The 23223-nt window shown below is 67.0% G+C and carries 23 protein-coding genes; 3 read left to right on the top strand and 20 right to left on the bottom strand.

Features of this window, described 5'->3' with window-relative positions:
- Positions 1 to 40: 40 nt before the first annotated feature.
- The gene (locus NV2_RS12100) at positions 41 to 1627 is read right to left on the bottom strand and encodes an ATP-binding cassette domain-containing protein (RefSeq protein WP_067872092.1); all 1587 of its coding nucleotides are present in this window, start codon (positions 1625 to 1627) and stop codon (positions 41 to 43) included.
- Positions 1628 to 1823: 196 nt separating this feature from the next.
- A complete protein-coding gene (locus NV2_RS12095) occupies positions 1824 to 2270 on the bottom strand; it encodes a nitroreductase/quinone reductase family protein (RefSeq protein WP_067872541.1) in 447 nt (148 codons plus the stop codon).
- Positions 2271 to 2418: 148 nt separating this feature from the next.
- Here NV2_RS12095 and NV2_RS12090 point away from each other — a divergent pair, with 148 nt between their 5' ends.
- Positions 2419 to 2724: a hypothetical protein gene (locus tag NV2_RS12090; RefSeq protein ID WP_067872089.1), complete on the top strand. Its 306-nt coding sequence runs from the start codon at positions 2419 to 2421 to the stop codon at positions 2722 to 2724.
- A 6-nt stretch (positions 2725 to 2730) separates the two neighbouring features.
- Here NV2_RS12090 and NV2_RS12085 read toward each other — a convergent pair whose 3' ends face one another.
- The 14 genes from NV2_RS12085 to NV2_RS12020 form a co-directional block, all read right to left on the bottom strand.
- The gene (locus NV2_RS12085; protein WP_373863559.1) at positions 2731 to 3288 is read right to left on the bottom strand and encodes an adenine phosphoribosyltransferase; all 558 of its coding nucleotides are present in this window, start codon (positions 3286 to 3288) and stop codon (positions 2731 to 2733) included.
- A 74-nt stretch (positions 3289 to 3362) separates the two neighbouring features.
- On the bottom strand, positions 3363 to 5099 hold the full coding sequence (locus tag NV2_RS12080) for an ABC transporter substrate-binding protein (protein ID WP_067872084.1): 1737 nt from the start codon (positions 5097 to 5099) through the stop codon (positions 3363 to 3365).
- Entirely contained in the window at positions 5099 to 6322 is a 1224-nt protein-coding gene (gene secF, locus NV2_RS12075) for a protein translocase subunit SecF (RefSeq protein WP_067872081.1), read from the bottom strand. Before secF ends, NV2_RS12080 begins: the two co-directional genes overlap by 1 nt.
- Positions 6319 to 8193 carry a protein translocase subunit SecD gene (gene secD / locus NV2_RS12070; RefSeq protein ID WP_067872078.1) on the bottom strand — a complete coding sequence of 625 codons (1875 nt, stop codon included), beginning with the start codon at positions 8191 to 8193 and terminating at the stop codon, positions 6319 to 6321. Before secD ends, secF begins: the two co-directional genes overlap by 4 nt.
- A 127-nt stretch (positions 8194 to 8320) precedes the next feature.
- Positions 8321 to 8719, bottom strand: coding sequence for a preprotein translocase subunit YajC (gene yajC, locus NV2_RS12065; protein WP_067872075.1), 399 nt, complete (start codon positions 8717 to 8719; stop codon positions 8321 to 8323).
- A 125-nt stretch (positions 8720 to 8844) separates the two neighbouring features.
- On the bottom strand, positions 8845 to 10338 hold the full coding sequence (locus NV2_RS12060; protein WP_067872072.1) for a flavin-containing monooxygenase: 1494 nt from the start codon (positions 10336 to 10338) through the stop codon (positions 8845 to 8847).
- Between the two features lie 99 nt (positions 10339 to 10437).
- Positions 10438 to 11538 carry a Holliday junction branch migration DNA helicase RuvB gene (ruvB, locus tag NV2_RS12055; RefSeq protein WP_067872069.1) on the bottom strand — a complete coding sequence of 367 codons (1101 nt, stop codon included), beginning with the start codon at positions 11536 to 11538 and terminating at the stop codon, positions 10438 to 10440.
- Positions 11539 to 11543: 5 nt separating this feature from the next.
- Positions 11544 to 12149 carry a Holliday junction branch migration protein RuvA gene (gene ruvA, locus NV2_RS12050; protein ID WP_067872067.1) on the bottom strand — a complete coding sequence of 202 codons (606 nt, stop codon included), beginning with the start codon at positions 12147 to 12149 and terminating at the stop codon, positions 11544 to 11546.
- Positions 12146 to 12715, bottom strand: coding sequence for a crossover junction endodeoxyribonuclease RuvC (gene ruvC / locus NV2_RS12045; protein ID WP_067872538.1), 570 nt, complete (start codon positions 12713 to 12715; stop codon positions 12146 to 12148). The genes ruvA and ruvC overlap by 4 nt, the downstream gene beginning before the upstream one ends.
- 95 nt (positions 12716 to 12810) lie before the next feature.
- On the bottom strand, positions 12811 to 13329 hold the full coding sequence (locus NV2_RS12040; RefSeq protein WP_067872535.1) for an O-acetyl-ADP-ribose deacetylase: 519 nt from the start codon (positions 13327 to 13329) through the stop codon (positions 12811 to 12813).
- A 101-nt stretch (positions 13330 to 13430) separates the two neighbouring features.
- Entirely contained in the window at positions 13431 to 14183 is a 753-nt protein-coding gene (locus NV2_RS12035; protein WP_067872064.1) for a YebC/PmpR family DNA-binding transcriptional regulator, read from the bottom strand.
- A gap of 157 nt (positions 14184 to 14340) precedes the next feature.
- Positions 14341 to 15003 carry a pyridoxal 5'-phosphate synthase glutaminase subunit PdxT gene (gene pdxT, locus NV2_RS12030; RefSeq protein ID WP_084474497.1) on the bottom strand — a complete coding sequence of 221 codons (663 nt, stop codon included), beginning with the start codon at positions 15001 to 15003 and terminating at the stop codon, positions 14341 to 14343.
- Between the two features lie 79 nt (positions 15004 to 15082).
- Complete coding sequence (locus NV2_RS12025; RefSeq protein ID WP_067872058.1) at positions 15083 to 15901, bottom strand: acyl-CoA thioesterase; 819 nt, start codon at positions 15899 to 15901, stop codon at positions 15083 to 15085.
- Positions 15902 to 15949: 48 nt separating this feature from the next.
- Entirely contained in the window at positions 15950 to 17386 is a 1437-nt protein-coding gene (locus NV2_RS12020) for an MFS transporter (RefSeq protein WP_084474432.1), read from the bottom strand.
- A 267-nt stretch (positions 17387 to 17653) separates the two neighbouring features.
- On the opposite strand from NV2_RS12020, the gene NV2_RS12015 reads away from it, so the two are divergent.
- Positions 17654 to 18265, top strand: a complete 612-nt coding sequence (locus NV2_RS12015; protein WP_067872056.1) for a nucleoside/nucleotide kinase family protein — start codon at positions 17654 to 17656, stop codon at positions 18263 to 18265.
- Between the two features lie 21 nt (positions 18266 to 18286).
- Here the strand turns inward: NV2_RS12015 and NV2_RS12010 are convergent, their stop codons facing one another.
- Both NV2_RS12010 and NV2_RS12005 read right to left on the bottom strand, forming a co-directional pair.
- Positions 18287 to 19273: a LysR family transcriptional regulator gene (locus tag NV2_RS12010; RefSeq protein ID WP_067872529.1), complete on the bottom strand. Its 987-nt coding sequence runs from the start codon at positions 19271 to 19273 to the stop codon at positions 18287 to 18289.
- A gap of 239 nt (positions 19274 to 19512) precedes the next feature.
- Positions 19513 to 20514, bottom strand: coding sequence for a helix-turn-helix transcriptional regulator (locus NV2_RS12005; protein ID WP_067872053.1), 1002 nt, complete (start codon positions 20512 to 20514; stop codon positions 19513 to 19515).
- 91 nt (positions 20515 to 20605) lie between these two features.
- Between NV2_RS12005 and NV2_RS12000 the strand changes: the two genes are divergently transcribed.
- Entirely contained in the window at positions 20606 to 21028 is a 423-nt protein-coding gene (locus NV2_RS12000; protein WP_067872526.1) for a VOC family protein, read from the top strand.
- Positions 21029 to 21128: 100 nt separating this feature from the next.
- Here the strand turns inward: NV2_RS12000 and pdxS are convergent, their stop codons facing one another.
- The gene (gene pdxS / locus NV2_RS11995) at positions 21129 to 22031 is read right to left on the bottom strand and encodes a pyridoxal 5'-phosphate synthase lyase subunit PdxS (RefSeq protein WP_067872050.1); all 903 of its coding nucleotides are present in this window, start codon (positions 22029 to 22031) and stop codon (positions 21129 to 21131) included.
- Positions 22032 to 22533: 502 nt separating this feature from the next.
- Positions 22534 to 23148, bottom strand: coding sequence for a TetR family transcriptional regulator (locus NV2_RS11990; protein ID WP_245662563.1), 615 nt, complete (start codon positions 23146 to 23148; stop codon positions 22534 to 22536).
- Between the last annotated feature and the right edge of the window lie 75 nt (positions 23149 to 23223).

Genomic DNA, 23223 nt, shown 5'->3' with positions numbered 1-23223 from the left:
CATCCACTGTAATGGGGTAAAGGCTACTCGGGGCAGCCTGTTATGCGTCGGCCGATCCAGCGGCGGTCAACTCCACGTACCGGGTGACACCGATGTCGTCCAGAAAGCGCGGATCGTGGCTGACCACGATCAATGCTCCCTCGTATCCGGTCAGCGCCTCGGTCAGGTGCCGCAGACTCGGCAGATCCAGATTATTGGTCGGCTCGTCGAGCAGCAGCAGCTTGGGCGCCGGTTCGGCGAGCAGCAACATCGCCAGCGCCGCCCGCAACCGTTCACCACCCGACAGCGCGCCCGCGGCGACATCGGCCACGCTACCGCGGAACAGGAATCGCGCCAGCTGGGACCGGATGCGCTCGGCTCCGGCATGCGGGGCGGCGGCGGACACGTTCTCGAACACCGATCTCCGTTCGTCGAAGAGATCGAGCCGCTGCGGAAGCAGCCGCCAGGGCACCTTCGGCGGCTGCCGGGTCACCGCGTGCAGCAGCGTCGTCTTGCCCACTCCGTTGCGGCCGGTGAGAGCGATGCGTTCGGGGCCGTTCACCCGCAGTGTCACCACCGGACCGTTGACCAACCGCATCTCGGTCATCTCGAGTACTTCCTGACCGGGGTACAGCGTTGTTCCGGGTAGGTCGACCCGGATCTCACGATCGTCGCGCAGCAGCTCCTGCGCCTGGTCCAGGGTGGTTTTCGCGTCGTCGACCTTCGCGATGTGATTGTTGCGCAGTTTGCCCGCCGAGACCTGCGCCCGACGTTTGCGCTCCCCCATCACGATCTTCGGTTCCCGTTTGGTGTCCCACATCTTCTGCCCGTATCGCCGGCGGCGATCCAGTTTGATCCGGGCCTCCACCAGTTCGCGCGACTGTTTGCGCACATCGCTACGGGCGTCACGGATCGCGGCGCGTGCGGCGGCTTGCTCGGCGTCGACGATCTGCTCGTAGGAGTCGAAATTACCCCCGAACAAACGGATTTCACCCCGCCTGAGCTCGGCGACGGTGTCGACCCGGCGCAGCAGCTCACGGTCGTGACTCACGGTCAGCACCGTCCCGCCGTAACTGTCGACCACATCGTAGAGGCGCCCGCGCGCGACGGCATCGAGGTTGTTGGTGGGCTCGTCGAGCAGCAGCACATCGGGCTCCCGCAACAGTTCGGCAACCAGGCCCAGCAGTACCGTCTCCCCGCCGGACAACGTGTCCAGCCGCCGATCGAGCTGGGAAACATCACCGGCCAGATAGCGCAGGCCCAGCCGGCCCAGCAGTGCGATCGCCGCTTCCTCCACGTCCCACCGCGTTCCGACACGGTCGAAATCGGCGTCGGTTGCGGTGCCGGATTCGATGCGATGCAGCGCCGCGCGGACCTCGTCGATACCGAGCACGGCATCCACCCGCTGCCCCTCCGCCAGACCGAGGTCCTGACGCAAATACCCGATTCGACCGGACACCGTGACCGAGCCTCGCGTGGGTCGCAGCCGGCTACTGATCAACTGCAGCAGGGTGGACTTGCCCGCACCGTTACTTCCCACCAGTCCGATGTGGCCCGGCCCGAGCACAGCATCCAGGCCCTCGAAAACGGGGGTGCCATCCGGCCAGGCGAAGGTGAGATCGGACAGTGAAACGACAGAGATAGACATAGGCGTGCTCCTGAGGGCGACAGACATGGCACGCGGACGCGGGCCACACGGCGACTACCTCAGATGAGCAACGGCACTACTCCGATCAACGGAAACAAGACCCGACAATTCTAGCCGGTAGCGGGCCGTCGAACAATAGATCATCGAGTTACCCAGCTCTCGCTCCGGAGCCGGGACTACCCGAAACCGTGACCGCTCAGCCGATCCGAAACACCGGGAAGCCGGGCGCGACCGCAGCGAGTTCGGCGTCGGTGGAGTCGGCGGTGACCCCGTCGAAGAACCGGCCTACCTCCCAGCCCCACTTCTTCAGATAGCTGCGCAGCAGTGGCACCTTGTCGGCATCGACCACCTCGACCGCGGTGAATGTTTCCACCTTGCGGCCGAGCCGCAACTCACCGCCGCCGGCGACCCGGAGGTTGCGCACCCACTGGGTGTGACCGCGCGGAGCTACCAGATACCGCGCGCCGCCGGGTTCCCGCATGACATTCACCATCGTCGTCCGCCACTGCCCGGAGGTGCGCCCGCGCACCGCCAGCAGGCGCGACCCCTGCACACTCACCCCCAGTGCGGACAGCGTGTTCATGATGCGCCCCAGCAGCGGGTCCAAGCCGGTAGGGCCGATGTAACGAGTGGTGGCTTCCATGATCATTCCTCACTGTTGCGAGCACTGCTCTCTCCGTTGATACGAGCCTAAGACACAGAGACACACCCGTCAAGAGCAGTGCTCACAATTCAGTCCCCTGGACAGATCCACACGCGTTCGACCACTACGCGGCGGGTATTCGTCCGTCATGGACAGAGATAGAACCTATAGAACATATCGGCGCGGTGGTGGCGTATCGTCCCTGGTCAGCACCGCGGGTAGTGTGCTGGCACTGATCGAGATCGTCTACATCGTGATGGTGGTCTTCGACGCCGACCCGGCCAACAAGTTCTTCACCTTCATCAAATCGCTGGCCGAGCCACTGGCGCTGTTCTTCCCCGGACTGTTCGCCACCGGGTCGCCGGATTGGGACATGATCGTGAACTACGGCCTGGCTGCCCTGTTCTGGCTCATGGTGACCGGAATCGTGGCCCGGCTGCTGGCCCGGGTGTGAGGCTGCTCAGACCCGGACGATGGAGGTGAGCGAATAGTCGCCCTGCCGGGAACGCCCACCCAGCGCATCGATTTCCAGCACGACCGCCGCTGCGGCGATCGTCGCGCCGGCGGATCGGAAGAGTTCGGCCGCCGCGGCGAGGGTGCCACCGGTGGCGAGAACATCATCGAGGAGCAGCACGTGACGACCGGACAGGTCGATGCCGTCAGCGGGGATCTCCAACGCCGCCGAACCGTATTCGAGGGTGTACTCCCGCGAGAGCACCGGTGGTGGCAGTTTGCCGCCCTTGCGCACCGCTACCACACCGGTGCCGAGGGCGGCGGCCACACCGGCACCGAGCAGGAACCCGCGCGCGTCCACGCCGGCCACCAGATCGGCCTCCGGTGCACACGCGGCCAGGAATTCGATCACCGCATGGAACCCCTCGGCGTCGGCGAACACGGGGGTCAGGTCCGCGAAACGCACACCGGGCGAGGGAAAATCGTCGTGCCAGCGGGTCAATGTGCGCACCACATCGGCGGTCCGCGCGAGCTTCTCCTCCGCAGACTCCGTCGTCTCCAGCATCGTGTGCTTACTCATCGACACCTACTCCCTCATCCCACGCCACCGACACCACTGCATCCGGCGCGCCACCACCGTTACCGCCGCAACACCCAGCGGTCCATATTCCAGCCCGCACCGGCCTTGGTGGGGCTTGCGACCCCGTTCTCCATACCCTTGCCGAAGGCGATCGTGCGCGGCGTATTGAACAACGGGATCGACGGCATCTCGTCCCAGAGCAGATTCTCTGCCTCACTGTCGAGACTCGACACCGTCGCCGACGTGTCGTCGGCTGCCAACTGATCCGAGATCGCATCGTAACGCCCATTACCGAAATGCCCGAAATTCACGCCCTCACCGGTGCGCAGCGCGGCCGTGGCCTCGATGCCAGGAAGCGACCCCGACGGGCCCACGGCCGCGGCTGTGCCGCCGAGCACCGCATCCACGGTTCCGGCACCCAATTCGGTCGGCGAGAAATCGGTCTTACCGGCATCGACGACGTTCACACCCGCCGCCTTACACGCGTCCGCGATCATCGTCACCGTGCGGGCTCGGCGGTCGTCGGGTGTGCGGTAGCCGATGCGGATCGTCGGGGAGGCGACACCCGCCGCCTCCAGGGCCTGCCGGGCACCGGCCGGGTCACCGTTGCGATACTTGTCGGCAGGTCCGGTCGTCGCCGAATAGAACAACGAATCGGCTTGGGTCGTCCGGGAATTCAAGGGTCCGGAGCCGAGCCCGGATTCGTTGTCGTAACCCGGGTGACCCAGTTCGTCGAACAGCGCCTGCCGCGGCACACACAGCGCGAATCCGCGCCGCGCCTGTGCGGACGCGAACACACCTGTGGTGGACAGCGTCAGTTGCTCGGCCCCGCGACCGGGAATCTGATTCACCGTGAAGCCGTCCAAGCCCAGTTCCGGCACCGAGCCGGCGCCCACATCGACAACTTCGACGGAATTGTCGGACACCTTCTGCTTCAGATCAGCGGTCTTGGGCCACACCACGATTCGCGGGGTGGCGGGCTTGTTACCCCACCACTCGTCGTTCTTCACCAGCACCAGGCCGTCGCCGTCGCTGTAGGAATCGATGCGGTAGGGCCCCGACGACGGCAACAGATCGGTATCGAGCTCACCGGACTTCAGGTTCCAGCCGGTATTCCAGAATTTCGCCAGCCGTTCCATGGCGGCCTGGTCGCCCGATTGCACCGCGGCCACCACATTCGGCACTCCCGCCGCCTTCGCCGCGATATGTGCCGGCATCAGGTCACCGGCGTTGAACAGCGTCTTCCACTCCAGAAACCGATGATCGGGGCGGAACACCACGGTCGCATCCTTGGAGCCGGGCTGGCACTCCACCCGTTCGATGTCGGAGTAGCCGGTAGTGGACGCGGCATCGAACAGCGGGACCGGTCCGTTCGGTCCCGGCTTGGTGAATCGCCCACTGCGCGCGGCCCATTCGAGCACCATATCGTCGCACGAGGTGGCCACCCCGTCGGAATAGACGCCGTCACGGCTGAGCCGGTAGCGGACGGTCTGCGCCTCACCGGCCACCTCGTTGGCGGTGCCGAAATCGGTGTCGGCGACCGGTTGACCGTTCGGACCGGTGTAGAAGAAGCCGGTCAGCACCCGTGCGAACAGGGCCGAGGAACCGCCCGCCACCCCGGCCGAGGAACCGCCGTTGTACGTGACGGGCATCGCGTCGACGGCGTAGCCGATGGACGGCACCTGATTCTTACTCGAACAGCCCGCGACCACGCCGGTGAGCAGCGCGCCGGCCGCGACCGCACAGAACGTTCGCCGTAGTGTCCGCCGCACCCGGTCCGACCCCCTTCGCCTCATCAGTGCCTTCTCTTGTGCCGCTTCCCGGTGGGCCTGGTGCCGGGTCTCGGTGTTCCCGAACCGCCGTCCCGGCTCCGGGCACCCGAGGTCTCCCCGGAGCTCCGTCCGGCGGACACGGCGCTACGCCGCGCCGGCGCATCACCCGACCGTCCGCTACCACCGGATTCACGCTTGGCGAGCACCTTGCGGGTGTGGGCGGCGACCGGGCCGAAGCGTTCCTTGATCGACACCAGCAGCGGCACCGCGAAGAAGATCGAGGAGTAGGCACCGACGACCATGCCGACCAACTGCACCAGGGCCAAGTCCTTCAGCATGCCCACACCGAGCAACCACACCGCCACGACCAGCAGCGCGATGATCGGCAGAATGCCGATGACAGTGGTGTTGATCGAGCGCATCAGGGTCTGATTCGCCGCGAGATTCGCTTGTTCACCGTAGGTGCGCCGGGTCAGATGGAGGACCCCGCGGGTATTCTCCTCCACCTTGTCGAACACCACGACATTGTCGTAGAGCACGTAACCGAGCACGGTGAGCAGGCCGATCACCGCCGCCGGAGTCACCTCGAAGCCCACGATGGAGTAGATGCCGGCGGTGACGACCAGGTTGAACAGCAGCGAGGCGATGGCCGCGATCGACATGTCACGTTCGAAGCGGATGGCGATGTACACCATCGTCAACAGGATGAAGACCACCAGCGCGATCACGGCCTTCCGGGTGATCTGACCACCCCAGGTCTCACTGATCTGACTGACGCTGATGGCGTTGCGATTGACCTCGCCCTGCGAATTCTTCGGGTGGAAGTTGGTGAACAGCGCATCCACCACGGTGCCCTGCTGCCCCGGCTCCAGGGTCTCCGAACGGATCTGGAACGAGGCGCCCGAGCCGGTCCCGACCTTCTGCACCGCGGCGGGACTGTGGCCGACCGCCTCGGAGTAGACCTGCTCGACCTGGGAGGTGCTCACATCCGCGGCGGCGGGCAGCTCGAACTTGGTGCCACCGGCGAATTCGATCCCGAGCGTGAATCCACGCAGCGCGATACTGAGTACCGCGACCACGATCAGCACCGCGGCAGCGACGTAGTACATCTTGCGGCGGCCGACGATCTGGAAGCCACCGGTACCGGTGTAGAGACGCTCGAAAAATCCGTGCCGCGGCGCCTGCGCGGTGGGGGCCGGCTCGTCCACGATCGGTTCCTCCAACACCTGACTGCGATTGTCGCTCATCGTGTTCCCGTCCCTGCCAGCGTGCTCGCTTCCTTGCGTTCGCGCGCGACCTGCTGGACCGCACCGAGCCCGTTGACCGAGGGCTTGGCCCAGAACCGGGAGCGCGAGGCCATCATCATCAGCGGCGAGGTGACCAGGTAGAGCACGATCACGTCGAGCACCGTGGTCAGGCCGAGTGTGAAGGCGAAGCCCTTCACCTGGCCGGCGGCCAGGATGTAGAGCACCACCGACGCGATCAAGCTGACCGTCTTACCCGAGAGGTTGGTGCGCTGGGCGCGGGCCCAACCACGTGGCACGGCGGAACGGAAACTTCGTCCCTCACGCATCTCGTCCTTGATGCGTTCGAAGAACACCACGAACGAGTCCGCCGTCATACCGATACCGATGATCAGACCGGCGATGCCGGCCAGGTCGAGGGTGAAGTCGATCCACCGGCCCAGCAGCACGATGATGCCGTACACCGCGAAGCCGGATGCCACCAGCGAGAAACCTGCCAGGAACCCGAGCATGCGGTAGTAGAGCAGGCAGTACAGCAGTACCGCGATCAGGCCGATCGCGCCGGCGATCAGGCCGGCCTGCAACGAGGCGATACCCAGCGTCGCCGACACGGTGCTGGCGTCGGATACCTCGAACGACAACGGCAGGGAGCCGTACTTCAACGAGTTGGCGAGCTCCTTGGCCGAGGATGCGTTGAAGTTGCCGGTGATCTGAGTAGTACCGCCGAGCTGCGGGCCCTCGTTGACCACGGGGGCACTCAGCACCCGGGTGTCCAGAGTGAAGGCGACCTGCTTCTGCAGGTACTCCCCGGTCAGCTTGGCCCACGGATCACCGTTCTTGAACTCGAGGTTCACCGCCCACTGCGACTGCTGATTGAGCGCCGCGCTCGCATCCTTGATGTTCTCACCGGCGATGCGCTCCGGTCCGAGCATGTAGATCTCGGTTCCGTCGGTGGAGCAGGTCACCAGCGGCTTGTCGGCCTGGTCGTTACCGGCGAGCGGGTCGGGCTTACTGCAGTCCAGCGACAGCACCGCCGCCTGCTGCAGCTGCGGATCATCGCTCTGGCGCAGCTGCCTGGCCTGTTCGATGTCCTGTTTGGTCTGTTCTTCCGGCGTCAGCGACGGCTGCGGTGTGGACGGCTCCGAGGTACCCGGCGCCGGCGACGGTTCGGGTGTGGGCGCCTGCGCCGGGAACACCCGGTTCTGCGCAGTGGTGCCCGACTCGGTATCACCCGAGGTCGTGTCCTCGGAAGAGGTGGCGCCGTCGGTGGTCGCACTGTCACCGGAGGTACTGGTATCGCTGCCCGGGGTGGCATTCGACGGCGCCTGCTCGGTTCCCGCCGGCGGCGCGGACTGGGTGCCGTCACCGGCGCCCGGCGCCGGGGCCTGATCCCCTGGTCCGGGGGCCGGCGCGGCGGGAGTGTCACCGGGAGCCGGCGCCGTGCCCGGCTCGGCACCACCGGAGGGCAGCTGGACCTTACCGTCGGGTCCCACCGGCAACGGCTGGCCGATCACCGGACGGATCGACAGCTTGGCGGTGGTGGCCAGCGATTTCGCCTGCTGACCGTTCTGCCCCGGCACCGTGATCACCAGGTTGCTGCCGTCGATCACGACCTCGGAACCGGCCACACCGAGGCCGTTGACGCGCGATTCGATGATCTGCTGTGCCTGTTCGAGGCTGTCCTTGCTGGGCTTGCCGCCGTCGGGTGTACGCGGAGTCAGCGTGACCTGGGTGCCACCCTTCAGGTCGATGCCCAGCTTCGCCGCCGGCGATTTATCACCGGCGAAGAACATCAGCGCATAGATGACCACGAGCAACACGGCATAGACGCCGAGCAGCCGCAGCGGATGCCCCGTTCCCTTGGAAGGTGGCACAGTACTTATCTCCTAGGCGGTGAGGGTAGCGGCCGGATTGACGGCGTACCCGCGTGTGCGCGGACCCGGGCACGCCGCACCGCCGTCGCGGCGCCCGCGAAAGACGGTGCGGCGACGGCGGAACGATTCAGTCTTTGTGCAGCCGGGCTGCGGTGTCCTCGGTGGACTCTTCCACCGAGGCCGTGGCCTCCGCCGGCGCGAGTTCGGCGGCGGAGTCGGTCGTGCCGGATGCCGGCGCGCTGTCGGTGGTCTCCTCGGCGGCGTCGTCGTCGGCGGGACGGACCTCACGAATCGCGGCGCGCAACCAGGTGGTCACGACGTCCTCGGCGATCTCGAGGTCGACGGTGTCGTCGTCCAGGTCCACCACCGTGCCGTACAGACCCGAGGTGGTGATCACCCGGTCACCGGCCTTCACGCCTTCCTGCATCCGGGTGACCTTCTCCGCTTCGCGCTTCTGGCGGCGGACGCCGAGGAACATCGGCACGAGCAGAACTACCAGTAGCAGCGGAAACAGGAGGTTGGCCATCGTTGTAGTCGGTCCTAGGTAGTGGGTCGGATGGGCTCTACCCAGACAGTCTGCCAGCAACCTGGAATATCGCCACACCCGCGGTGGGGTGTGCCACATCGACACGCCCGCGGCGCGGGTGCCGATCAGGCCGCCGCAGCGCCGTAGATGTAGTCGTCGAGCGGGAACTTCACTGCTTCACGGTGGGTGCTGATCGTGCTGTTGGGCCGCAGCAGCGCCGCCTCACCGTGCTGGTTGAAGTAGTAGCTGCGCGCGGTCGAGCAGTCTCCGGCATAGAAGACCGACGAGCCGAGTTTCTCGGTCACCCGATCCAGGAACCGCGCATTGGCCTCCTCCCGCACTTCGAAGACCTGCTCACCGCGTCGGCGCACCTCGCCCAGCAGCCGCTGCATATGTTTCATCTGCGCCTCGATGGTGGTGAAGTAGGACAGGCCACTGTAGGAGTACGGGCTGTTCAGGCTGAGGAAGTTCGGGAACTTCGGCACCGTGATGCCTTCGTAGGCCTGGAACCGGTTGTCGCGCCAGAACTTTCCGAGGTTCACCCCGTCGCGGCCGATGATCTCGATGGCCGGGAAGTTGGCGTCCCACAGGTTGAATCCGGTCGCCAGGATCAGCGTATCGATCTCGGTCTTGTGGCCGTCCTCGGTAACGATGCCGTCGGGTTCGACATGGTCGATGGACCGGGTCTGCAGGTGCACGTGCGATTGATTGAACGTCGCGAAGTAGGTGTTGGAGAAGGTCGGCCGCTTGCACCCGAAGTCGTAATGCGGTGTCAGCGCGTCCCGCATGTCCTTGTCGTGCACCTGCGCACGAAGATGGGCCTTGGCCAGCAGGGCGGCGCCCTTGTTGCCGAGTTCGGCCTGCCGGTAGTGCAGCACCCCGGCGACCATCAGCAATTCGAGCGCACTGGTGTTCACCAGCCGGGCGGCGCGCTGGGCCAGCGGCACGGCCTCGAACAGTTTGCGCACCGGCGCAGGGATGGGAACGTCGACCTTGGGTACGACCCAGATCGGGGTGCGCTGGAACACCGTCAGTTCCGATACCTGCTTCGCCACCTCCGGGATCAACTGCACCGCGGTCGCCCCGGTGCCGATGACGGCCGCGCGTCGCCCGGTCAAGTCGACCTCGTCGTCCCACGCGGTGGTGTGGATGATCCGGCCCGCGAAGGTGTCGATCCCGGGGAACGGCGGTGTGTAGGGCTGGGAGAGGAATCCGGTCGCGGTGAGCAGGTAGCGGGCGGTCACGGTGTCACCCCCTGCCACCGAAACGACCCAGTGCTGCCGATCGGGGTCCCACCGGGCACCGTCGACCACCTGCCCGAACCGCATCCGGCGACGCAGATCGTAGGTATCGGCGATGTGTTCGGCGTACTGCTTCAGTTCGGCACCGGGCGCGAACAGTCGTGACCAGTGCGGATTCGGAGCGAAGGAGTACGAGTAGGTCACCGACGCGATATCGACGGCGAGCCCGGGGTAATGGTTGACATGCCAGGTGCCGCCCAGCCCGTCCTCACGTTCGAGGATGACGAAATTACTCAGGCCGAGCCGGTCCAGCGCTATCGCGGCGCCCATACCGCCGAATCCCGCACCGACCACCACCGCGTCGTACCGAGGTGCCACGCCGAACCTCCCTGTAACCACCCGTAACAGATACAGCCCTTATTCTGTGTGCTCACGGGTCGTTCGGCAAGGGGCACGAACCGGGCCGCAGGTCCGCGGTCAGTCGAACAGATCGAGTGAGGGTTCGGACTCCCGGCCACGCACCTCGATGGAGCCGAAGACCAGATCCGGTGGTGGGACCAGCCCCAGATGCTCCCATGCCGCTGCCGTGGCGACCCGTCCACGCGGTGTGCGCGCCACCAGCCCGGCGCGCACCAGGAACGGCTCACACACCTCCTCGACGGTGGTGGACTCCTCCCCTACCGCGACCGCCAGCGTCGACACTCCCACCGGGCCGCCGCCGAAGCTGCGCACCAACGCTCCGAGCACGGCCCGGTCGAGCCGATCCAGCCCGAGCGCGTCGACGTCGTAGACAGCCAGCGCGGCCCGGGCGATGTCCCGGGTCACGACACCGTCGGCCCGCACCTCCGCATAGTCACGCACCCGGCGCAGCAGGCGGTTGGCGATACGTGGCGTTCCCCGGGAACGACCGGCGATCTCGCCGGCCGCGTCGGTGTCGATCTGCACACCGAGGATCGCGGCCGAACGCTCCAGGATGGCCTGCAACTCCGTCGGCTCGTAGAAGTCCATATGTCCGGTGAACCCGAACCGATCGCGCAGCGGACCGGTCAGCGCACCCGACCGAGTGGTCGCGCCCACCAGCGTGAACGGGGCGATATCCAGGGGAATCGAGGTCGCGCCGGGCCCCTTGCCGACCACCACGTCGACCCGGAAGTCCTCCATCGCCAGATAAAGCATCTCCTCGGCGGGCCGGGCCATCCGATGGATCTCGTCGATGAACAGCACATCCCCCTCGACCAGATTGCTCAGCATCGCGGCCAGATCACCGGCGCGCTCGAGCGCGGGCCCGGAGGTGATCCGCAGGGCGGTGCCGAGTTCGGTGGCGATGATCATCGCCATGCTGGTCTTGCCCAGCCCCGGCGGTCCCGACAGCAGCACGTGGTCGGGGGTGCCACCGCGCTGCGTGGCGCCGCGCAGCACCAGCGTCAGCTGTTCGCGCACCCGGGACTGACCGATGAAGTCGTCCAGCGAGGTCGGGCGCAGGCCCGCTTCGATATCACCGTCGGATTTCAGGTAGTTCGCCGTGACCGCGGAGTCGTCCTCCTCGGAGGCCGCGTGTTCGGGATCCTCGTCGTACATCGGTATCACTTGTTCCGTCCGAGAATCGACAGCGCGGCCCGCAATGCCTGCGAGGTTCCCAGCTCCGGCTGCTCGGCCAGCACACCGTCGACCGCCGGTTCGGCCTGCTTAGCCGGGAAACCTAGTCCGACCAGCGCTTCCACGACCTGGTCGCGCACCGGCGTGAGCACCGGCGCCGGACCGGCCCCGGGTGGGGCGGACTGGACCGGAACCTGGTCCACCTTGTCGCGCAGTTCGACCACCATCCGTTCGGCACCACGCTTACCGATTCCCGGCACCCGGGTCAACGCCGCAACATTGCTCTCGGCCAGCGCTTTTCGCAACGCCTCGGGCTCGAGTACCGCCAGCACCGCCATCGCCAGGCGAGGTCCGACACCGGAGACGGTCTGCAACAGTCCGAACAGTTCACGCGCCTCGGTGTCGGCGAATCCGTACAGCGTCATGGAGTCCTCGCGCACGATCATCGCCGTGTAGAGGCGGGACTCCTCGCCCCGGGTGAGCCCGGCGAGCGTGGCCGGGGTGGCATTGAGCCGGTAACCGACACCCGCCGCTTCCAAAACCGCGTGATCGAGGCCGATCTCGAGCACCTCGCCGCGCACCGACGCGATCACCGCGACACCGCCTTTCGTTGCTGGGCAAGCCTTTCGGCATATTTCCGCTTCGCCTGCTCCGCCCGGGCCTGGGCCTGCGCCATCCGCTCCAGCATCGGCGCCCGCCAGCAGTGACAGATCGCCAGCGCCAGCGCATCGGCCGCATCGGCGGGTTTCGGAGCCGTCTGCAGCCCCAGAATGCGGGTCACCATCGCGGTGACCTGAGCCTTACCGGCCGAACCGTTCCCGGTGACCGCAGCCTTGACCTCACTGGGGGTGTGGAACGCCACCGGAATCCCGCGGCGCGCCGCGGCCAGGGCGATCACGCCGCCCGCCTGCGCGGTACCCATCGCGGTGCGCACATTGTGCTGGGAGAACACCCGCTCGATCGCCACCGCTTCGGGGCGATGGGTGTCCATCCAGTGCTCGGCCGCGTCGGCGACCCCCATCAGCCGCCGCGCCAGATCCATATCGGCCGGGGTGCGCACCACATCCACGTCCAGGGCGGTGACCTGGCGCCCCAACCCGCCGTCGACCATGCTCAGACCACACCGGGTGAGCCCCGGGTCGACACCCATCACCCGCACGAAACGCACCCTCCCGACTCGCGAACAATTGTTCGAAGTCTAGACGAACCATCCGGCCTCCACGGCATCCGACACGGACCGCCGACCCGGGCCGGCTATCGGTCCGAGCGCAGCGCCGAGTCGAACGCGCGATACGCGGTCTCGTCGAACAGGACGAAGCGAATTTCGCGCACCGCGGAGTCCGTCGTGCGCGCCGAATCGAGCGCGAGGCGGGCGCCGTCGTCCAGCGGCCAGCCGTAGATTCCGGTCGACACCGCCGGAAAAGCGATCGTCGCGACACCCAATTCGTCTGCCACACGCAGGGATCGCCGGTAACAGGACCTCAGCAAGGCGGAACGGTCCTCGCTCGCGGACCAGACCGGGCCGACCGTGTGGATCACCCAGCGGGCGGGCAGGTCACCGGCCGTGGTGGCGACGGCCTGGCCGGTAGGTAGCCCGTCGGGCAGGATGGTCGAGCGCAACTCCCGACACGCCGCGAGCACGGCCGGGCCACCGCGTCGGTGGATCGCGCCGTCCACACCGCCACCGCCGAGCAGCCGGGAATTGGCGGCATTCACCACGGCGTCCACGTTCTGCTCGGTGATGTCACCGCCGATCAGCACGATATCGGCCATGAGTGCCATTGTGCACCGCAGCGGCCCCGGGATCGGAGCATCGTCCGGACACGACCGCGGGCCGCCACCGGTCACCCGGTCGCGGCCCGCGATGTCGTGAATCAGTCGTCGAGTTCGGCGAGGACCTCGTCCGACAGGTCGATGTTGGTGTACACGTTCTGCACGTCGTCGCTGTCTTCGAGCGCGTCGACCAGTTTGAACACCTTCCGGGCGGCCTCGGCGTCGACGGCGACCGACACCGAGGGCTGGAAGCCGGATTCGGCGGAGTCGTAGTCGATTCCGGCGTCCTGCAGGGCGGTACGCACCGCGATCAGATCGCTGGGATCGCTGATCACCTCGAATGCGTCGCCGAGATCGCTGACCTCCTCGGCGCCGGCATCGAGGACCGCCATCAGCACGTCGTCCTCGCTCAGCCCGTTCTTCTCCAGGGTGACGATGCCCTTGCGATGGAACAGGTAGGCCACCGAACCGGGATCGGCCATATTGCCACCGTTACGGGTCATCGCGACCCGTACCTCACCGGCCGCACGGTTGCGATTGTCGGTGAGACATTCGATCAGCACCGCCACACCGTTGGGGCCGTATCCCTCATAGGTGATGTTCTGCCAGTCGGCGCCGCCGGCTTCCTCGCCGCCACCGCGCTTGCGGGCGCGTTCGATGTTGTCATTGGGAACCGACGACTTCTTCGCCTTCTGGATGGCGTCGTAGAGAGTCGGGTTTCCGCCAGGGTCACCACCGCCGGTGCGCGCCGCGACTTCGATGTTCTTGATCAGTTTGGCGAACATCTTGCCGCGCTTGGCATCGATCACGGCCTTCTTGTGCTTGGTGGTGGCCCATTTGGAGTGGCCGCTCATTCCCTACTTCCTTAAGGTCGATGTGCTCGAGGCCCGGCCAGATCCGAGATCTGCGTTCCGGCGATCGCACCGCAGTCTACTGCCCGGCTCGATCCCCACATCGAAAGGTCGGGTCGCCCCGGCCTCGCCCGGACGGCGCGATGCCTGCGGCCGGGCCTTATGCTCCCGCGGCGACGGATTCGCGGACCGAGTCGACGAACATGCGGTGGACCCGCAGATCACCGGTCACTTCCGGATGGAACGAGGTGGCGATCACCCGCCCCTGACGCACCGCGACCACCCGGCCCGCGGCCTCCTGCGGATCTCCCGCGGACGGATCGGCGTCCACCACGGTGCCGGGCCGCGGTGTATGCGGCACCCGCGCCAGCACCTCCACGTCCGGGCCCACCCGTTCGACCCACGGAGCCCGGATGAACACGGCCCGCAGCGGGTCGTCGAGCCCGGCGAAGTCCAGATCGGTCTCGAAGGAGTGGACCTGACGACCGAACGCGTTGCGCCGCACCGTCATATCGATGCCGGACAACGACTGCGCGTCGGGGCGGGTGTCGAGGACCTCCGAGGCCAGCAGGATCATCCCAGCGCAGGAACCGAAGGCGGGCATTCCCGCCCGCAGTCGCGCCCGCAGCGGTTCCAGCAGTTCGAAGATCTCGAGCAGCTTGCTGATCGCGGTCGACTCCCCGCCGGGCAACACCAGGCCATCGACGGAATCCAGCTCCGCCGCCCGCCGCACACTCACCGGCTCGGCATCGCACGCGGACAGGGCGTGGAAGTGCTCACGCACGTCACCTTGCAGGGCCAGCACGCCAATGGTCGGTCTCACGCGATGAGCATACGAGCCGTGCGGCACCACGCCGCCGTTCGGCCACCGCGGTTGTGGCACCGCTCACCCCGGATCGGGGTCAGTCCCGCAGCTTCCGGATCAGCCCCTCCTGGACGACCTGCGCCACGAACTCACCACGCTGGTTGAAGATGCGACCGCTGGTGAGCGCGCGCCCGAAGCTCGCCGAGGGCGAATTCTGGTCGTAGAGCAGCCATTCGTCGGCGCGGAACGGGCGCAGGAACCACATCGCGTGGTCGAGCGACGCGTCCTGGGTGGGTTCGTCGTGGTGGGTGACCTTCGACGAGCCGAGCAGCGTCATATCGCTCATATAGGCGAGGGTGCAGACGTGGAACAGCGGATCGTCGGGCAGCGGGTTGCGGTAGCGGAACCACACCTGTTGCTGTGACGCCAGCCCGTCGCGCCGGCTCACCTGATCCTGTGGGACGAGCCGGATGTCCCAGTGTTCCCATTCCCGCATCAGCCAGATCTGTTCCGAGCTCATCGTGCTGAGTTCGTCCGGAATATCCTCCGGCAGCGGAACATCGGGCATCACGTCCTGATGTTCGGGCCCCTCGTCGCCGACGTGGAAGGAGGCCGACATGGTGAAGATCGCCTCACCGTCCTGCACACCGGTCACCCGGCGGGTGCAGAACGAGCGGCCGTCACGGATGCGCTCGACCAGGTAGACCGTCCGCTCGGCCGGATTTCCGGGCCGGAGGAAGTAGCCGTGCAGCGAATGGACCTCGTAGCGAGGTTCCACCGTGCGCACCGCCGAGACCAGCGCCTGCCCTGCGACCTGCCCACCGAAAGTACGCGGCAGCTGAGACTTCGTGATGGCACCGCGGAAAATATCCCGCTCCAGCCGCTCGATCTCCAGCGCTTCCTCGATGGTGGCCATGTACCGTCCTTCCCGGAATCCGACCAGCTCAGGCTAAGCGATCGAGGATCACCCGGTCCCGACGGACCCCTGCGAGCCGACCAGCTTCTCGGCTTCTTCCTCGGTACGGACCGCGGGCGCCGACCCCCACATGTGGCGGCCGTTGGGCTCGGCCAGGAAGTAGACCGCGACCGCGCCGACCACACCCGCGATGATCAGGTAGTACGCCGGCCAGTTCAGGTCCCCGGTGACACCGACGAGCGCACCGACCACCACAGACGTGGTGCCCGCGAACAGCGAGATAGCGACGTTGAACGCCACCGACAGTCCGGCGCCGCGCACCTTGGTCGGGAACAGCGAGGGCAGGGTGGACGGCATCGTGGCGCTGAAGCAGATGAGGGTCAAACCCATGATCAGCAAGCCGAGGAAGACGGTGAACGCATTGTCGGTGCGGACCAGCAGCACCATCGGGAACGCCAGCGCCACCAGTGCGACGATGCCCGTCCAGATGATCGGTTTTCGCCCGACCCGGTCCGAGATCAGGCCGATCGCCGGAATACACAACAAGGCCACCGCCATCACCGCGATCTGCAACCACTGCGAGGTCGAGGACGACACCCCGCCGCCGGTGCTGTCGGGCACCGTTTCGGTGACGTAGGTCGGCATGTAGGAGGTGAGCATGTAGTTGGTGACGTTCCAGACCACGACCAGGCCCATGCAGACCAGCACGTAAGGCCACAGTTTGGCCAGGATCTTGGCCTCGTCGCCGGTCTTGTTCGCCTTCTCCCGGTCCTCCGACTCCTTTTCCAGAGCAGCGAAGGCCGGGGTGTCGGCCAGCCGCATCCGCAGGTAGACGCCGACCGCACCCAGCGGCAGCGCGACGAAGAACGGCAATCGCCAGCCCCACGACAGCAGTTGCTCGTTGGTGAGGGTGGCGTCGGCCAGGGTGACGACCAGCGCGCCGAGCAGATATCCGGTGAAGGTGCCGAATTCCAGCCAGCTGCCCAGGAATCCGCGGCGCCGGTCCGGCGCGTACTCCGCGATGAAGGTCATCGCGTTGCCGTACTCGCCGCCGGTCGAGAAACCTTGCAGCAATCGCGCACACAGCAACAACATCGGCGCCCAGATGCCGATCGCGTTCTGATCCGGAATACATCCGATGGCAAAGGTTCCGGCCGCCATCAGGATCATGGTGGTGGCCAGAACCTTGTTACGGCCGATGCGGTCGGCCAGCGGACCGAAGAACATCCCACCGAACGGCCGCACCAGGAAAGCGACCGCGAACAGGCCGAAGGTGGCGATGGTTCCCGCGGTATCTCCCAGGTGGGAGAAGAAAACGTCCTTGATGGTGGGCTCGAAGTAGGCGTAGACACCGAAGTCGTACCACTCGGTGATGTTGCCGATACTCGCCGCGCCGATCGCCCGCCGGATGATCGGTGGATCGGTGACGACGATGTCGTCGAGCTTCCACCGCCTGGGGCGCTCACGCGGGATCAGTACCGCCACGGACAACCTCCTCGAGTCGCAACTCACCTCGATCGTGGGTTTCGAACCCACTTGCCGGACGACGGGGCGTCCGACCGGCAAATTTTCCGCTTCCCCGCTCAGGCTAGGCGATCGCGCTCCCGGCCGGTCAACGACTCTCCGCGATTACCCACCGCCGCTGCTGCCGAACCCGGCCGCAGCCGGCCCACGACACAGGTCGTTGGGTACTCGGCATCCCTACCGTCGCCCCTCGCCACGATCCGGCGCGCCGCCCGGCATGATGGTCCGATGCCCGCTTTCATGCCGATCACCGTGGCCGGGCTGATCGAACTGATCGCCGCCGCGGCGCTGCGGTCCGCCGGGCCGGTGGTGGTCGCCGTCGACGGCGCCGACGCCGCCGAGCCCCTCCGGCCGGCCGAGCACCTCGCCGAGCTGATTCGGTTGCGCGGGCGGCCCGGTGCCGTGGTGTGGCTGCACGACTTCGTCCGCCCCGCATCGGTTCGACTGGAGTTCGGGCGGGACGAGATGGCCTACCGCGCCGGATGGTTCGACTATGCGGCGCTGGATCGCGAAGTGCTGCAGGCATTGCGCGGTCCCGGCCGGTGGCTGCCTGCACTGTGGGACGAGGCCGGCGACAGATCCGCGCGTGCCGCGATGATCACCGCGCGTCCGGGCACCGTCGTCGTGGTCGCCGGGCCGATGCTGCTCGGGCGGGGCCTGGACTTCGATGTCACTGTCCGCCTGCACCTGTCGGAGGCCGCATTGCGCCGGCGCACCGGCTCAGAGGAGCAGTGGACGGTACCGGCGCTGCTGGACCACGAGCGCGACCACCCGCAGCCGGCGGACTTCGAGGTCCGGTGGGATCATCCCGAGCGTCCGGCAGTGCGCACCGCAGCGTGAGAGTGCCACGGCCCGCGCCTTTCACACCCGGAACAAGGTGCGGTCCGCTGTCGGGAGCCAGCAGTTCGCCGCGATCCGGGGGTCGTAATCGGAACGGAAGTGGTCCACCAGATGAGGTAATCCGGGATGGGGGTTCTGCTTCGACCACAGCAGCGCGTGCGGGTACGCCGGCGTCGGGTCGACGATCGGCAACCTCCGGATATGCGGGTGCCACGGATTGCGGAAGTTGTCGCTGCTGATGGTGGCCAGTCCCGGTGAGCCGGCGATCCGGTCGAGCACCGCCACGATCCCGTCGGGTCCGGCCCCGGGTGGCTTCGACCGCGGCGTGGTGTCGATGGTGACCCCGCAGAACTCACTCAGTTCGCGATAGAAACCGGCCCATTCCGACGGCACCCCCGCACCCGGGATCCACACTTGCAGCGCACCGACCTCGGCGAGCGTCACCGCGGACCGGCCTGCCAGCGGATGGTCGCGTCCGACGAGCAGATGCGCCGGGTCCAGATAGGCCGGCACGGCCGCGATGGTGGCAGGCAACGCACGCGGTCCACCGTGGGCGCGAGCGAAGGCTGCGTCGGCCCGACCGTGCACGACCATGTCCCGCGAGGTCACGAAGACATTCGAGATGACGATTTCGGTATCGGATCGGTGCCGGTCGAGATAGAACCGCATCCGTTCCATCGCGCCGTCGCGCTCCCCGAGCAGGGCCACACGCAGCGGACGCGGCGGATTGCGTACTGCCTCGACCGCCGCTTCGGCCGCTGCCAGCAAGGACCGGGCATGCGGGAGGAAGCGCGCGCCCGCGGCGGTCGCAACGGTTCCCGTCGGGACCCGCTCGAACAGCCGAACACTCAGTTGCGCTTCCAATTTCGCGATCCGCTTGGACACCGCCTGCTGGCTGATCCCCAGGACGGCGGCGGCATGACTGAACTGGCCCTCGTCGGCCGCGGCGACGAAGGCCCGCACGGCAGCCGGGTCGAGGTCCACGCCACCGTGTCGATCGACAACCATCAGGTGTTGCACCTTCCATGCATACTCCGCCGCCCTCACTCCCCTACGGCTTGCGGAAACAGGGTATTACCCTGCTGTTCCGGCACCGAGCCAGGGATCACCCCGGGCAGGGGCGCGCATTCGATGGACACACCCGAGCCCGCTACTCCCTTCCTGCACAACCATCGGTGATACCTGGGCAGGCAGCGACAACGGGTAGCGGCGCGCCCGGGCTCGTGAATTCGAACCGGCGGCAGTACCTACTCGGCGGCCCTTGCAGTACGGCGGACCGCGGAGGCGGTGAGCCGGTCGGCGAAGGCGAGCACCTGCTCGCGCAATTCCTCCGGCCCGTCGACCACGAACGGGCGGTCGAGGGCGGCCAGGACCGGCGGCAGCCAGTCGAGCTGCTCCGCCCGTATCTCGACCCGCCGCCAGCACTCGACCCCGGGATCCGCCACCGCATCGGGGGCATCGAGTATCGCGACGGTGGCCGGCAGCCGGGAGCGGATCCGCGCGACGGTAGCGAATACCCGCACCGTCACCCGGTAGCGGTACTCGGCGGCAGCGAAATTCGCGACCATGTGATCCGCCGACACCGGCGTGGTCGAGGCCGGGAACGAGCCGGGCCCGGTTCTGGCGTCGGCGATGCGATCGAGCCGGAAGGTCCGGTCCTCGCCGCGTCCGGGATCGTTTCCGGTGACGTACCACTGGCCCGCGTGGGCGACGATTCCCTCCGGATGCACGGTGCGCTCACTGTGCCGGCCGTGCCGGTCGGTGTACCGCAGGACCACGGGCCGCCGGTAGCGCACGGCATCGGCGAGGGTGAGCAGGATCCCGGCGTCCGGTGTGGTGGAATCGCCTGCGGCGGTAGGAAAATCCAGTGTGTGCACCAGGGCGTCGAGGCGGTCGGCGACCCGTGCGGGCAGTACCCGGCGGATCTTCGCCGCAGCGGTCTCGGCGGCCGTCGCATCGGCCGGGGCCAGGCCCAGCCCGGAGCCTGCCAGCAGGCCTAGTACGACGGCCACCGCTTCGTCGTCGGTGAACATCAGCGGAGGCAGGCGATAGCCGGAGGCGAGCCGGTATCCGCCGTACCGCCCGCGCACCGATTCGACGGGGATGTCGAGATCGATCAGATGATCCACGTAGCGCCGCACCGTGCGCTCGTCGACGCCGAGCCGTTCGGCGAGTTCGGCCACGGTCCGGAGACCGCCCGACTGCAACAACTCCAGGAGGGCCAGGACACGACCGGCGGGACGCGACATGGTCCGACATTATCGCGAATACCGGGCCGATTCTGTCCGGTATTTTTCCTACGCTGCGAAGGACAGCGTTCCTACCAGCAAGGAGAAGCAGATGAACTTCGTCTCGACCCGCATCATCACCGGCGACATCACGCGTTCGGTCGCGTTCTACGAGCAGGTGACGGGCATTGCGGCACAGTGGGCGACTCCCGATTTCGCCGAACTCGACACCCCCACCGCGACACTGGCCATCGGCAGTGAGCACACGGTTGCGCTGTTCGCGCCCGGGTCCGCCCGCCCGGCGGACAACCACAGCGTGATCATCGAATTCCTCGTCGAGGACGTCGACCGGCTGTATCGCGACGTCTCGGGTACCGATACCGACGTGGTCGCCGCGCCGACCACGATGCCGTGGGGTAACCGATCGCTGCTGGTCCGCGACCCGGACGGCAACCTCGTCAATTTCTTCACCCCGGTTACCGCGGCGGCCGTCGAGAAGGTCGCACGGCGCGGGGCACCGGCCGCGCACAGCTGACGCACCGGCCCCTCACCGGTGGCATACGACGGCCGGGCCGCCCGACGATCGGGCGGCCCGGCCACAGGTATTCAGTTCGTGCGCGATTGCCGCGTGCAGATCACCAGCCGCGTTCGGCGAGGCGGTGCGGCTCCGGCAGTTCCTCGACATTGATGCCGACCATGGCCTCACCGAGACCACGCGACACCTTCGCCAGCACGTCCGGGTCGTCGTGGAAGGTGGTGGCCTTCACGATCGCGGCGGCACGCTCGGCCGGGTTGCCGGACTTGAAGATGCCGGAGCCGACGAAGACACCCTCGGCACCGAGCTGCATCATCATGGCGGCGTCGGCGGGGGTGGCGATACCACCGGCGGTGAAAAGCACCACCGGCAGCTTGCCGGTTTCGGCGATCTCGCGAACCAGCTCGTAGGGCGCCTGCAGCTCCTTGGCCGCGACGAACAGCTCATCGGCGGGCAGCGCCTGCAGGGCACGGATCTCGCCGCGGATCTTGCGCATATGGGTGGTGGCGTTGGAGACGTCACCGGTGCCTGCCTCACCCTTGGAGCGGATCATGGCCGCACCCTCGGTGATGCGGCGCAGCGCCTCACCCAGGTTGGTGGCGCCGCAGACGAACGGCACGGTGAACTGCCATTTATCGATGTGATTGGCGTAGTCGGCGGGGGTCAGCACCTCGGACTCGTCGATGTAGTCGACGCCGAGGCTCTGCAGAATCTGCGCCTCCACGAAGTGACCGATACGCGCCTTGGCCATGACCGGAATGGAGACGGCGTTCACGATGCCGTCGATCAGGTCCGGATCGCTCATGCGTGCCACGCCGCCCTGGGCGCGGATATCGGCGGGGACACGCTCGAGAGCCATCACCGCGACCGCACCCGCATCTTCGGCGATCTTGGCCTGATCGGCGGTGACGACATCCATGATCACCCCGCCCTTGAGCATCTCGGCCATCCCGCGCTTCACACGTGCGGTACCGGTCGTCGAGGTGGTGTCGGGCGTTGTCACGGGCAAACTCCTGATAATCGGGGATCGGTACGAGCAGCATCACAGCGATGCGAACACCCTCGATTCTAGGCGCCCCGATCAGGGCACTTGATAGCCAGTCCGGGACCACTGGACTGGTGAGCGGCGACACGATCCTGCACGCACCGGAGGTGGCGCCGCAACACCGCCGTTACGGGGTACCGGTCCGAACCGACCGGCACCCCGGCCCGGACGCTCAGATCGGGTCGACGACGAACAGCTGCGCCCAGTACGTCGCGGCCTGCTCACCCATATACGGCAGCAGGAAGTCGTACAGCAGATAGGACATATGCATTCGGTACCTCACCTCCACACACCGGTTCGCCGGATTCGGAAGGCGGCAAACCGTTTCCGACCCTAACCGATCGTGAGCTACGGCACAGCGCGAGGAGGACGGCGCAGTTGCGACCGTGCCGCAACCGGTGACACGCGGTCGTGCACCGGGCAGCACAGTACCGGCGGCCGTGTGCCGAGAACTGCGGGATCAACCGGGTATCGGCAGCGATGTGAACAGCCCGGAGGTGACCACACGAATCTGCTCCCGCGCCCGTTCGGTGGGTCCGGTGGGCTGGAAAAGATGACTCAGAGCAAGGCGCACAACGGATTCCAGTGCCGCCTTCAACTCCTCGTCGGATACCGCCGGGAGGCCGTAACTCGCCCGCACGGCCGCCGTCACCGCCACGATCGCTCGTCCGAGCACCGGTTCCGGTTCGGTCGTCAACGCGGGCAGCAGCGCGGTGTCGGGCGCCGAACGCCCGGACAGCACGGCCTTCAGCAGCACATTGTCCGCCGCGGCGCGCAGGGTGAAGTCCACCGCGGCATCCAGGCCCGCGAGCAGATCCCCGGGATGGACGGACAATTGTTCGGCAATACCGGCGAGAAAGAGGTCCACCTCGTGGGCGATCACCAGATCGGCCAGGTCCGATTTGGTGCCGACCTCCTTGTAGAGCACCGGCCGGCTGACACCAACCATCTTGGCGACCCGGGACATGTTCACCGCGCCCCAGCCTTCGGTGCACACCAGTTCGCGCGCGGCGCCGATGATGCGCTCGCGCAGCAGACGGCGCATATCGGAGTGGAAGTTCGGCGCGGAAGCCATGACGCCGATGCTACATCGTCGCCGAGAGTGTTCGGGTATTGACAATCCGCTGACATCTGTCTTCAATTGAGACAC

Origin of the sequence: Nocardia vermiculata NBRC 100427 (assembly GCF_001613265.1) — a bacterium.
In the GTDB taxonomy this organism is placed as follows: domain Bacteria; phylum Actinomycetota; class Actinomycetes; order Mycobacteriales; family Mycobacteriaceae; genus Nocardia; species Nocardia vermiculata.
Note: the sequence above shows the minus strand (reverse complement) of the source record. Positions and strands in the feature narration are given on the sequence as shown.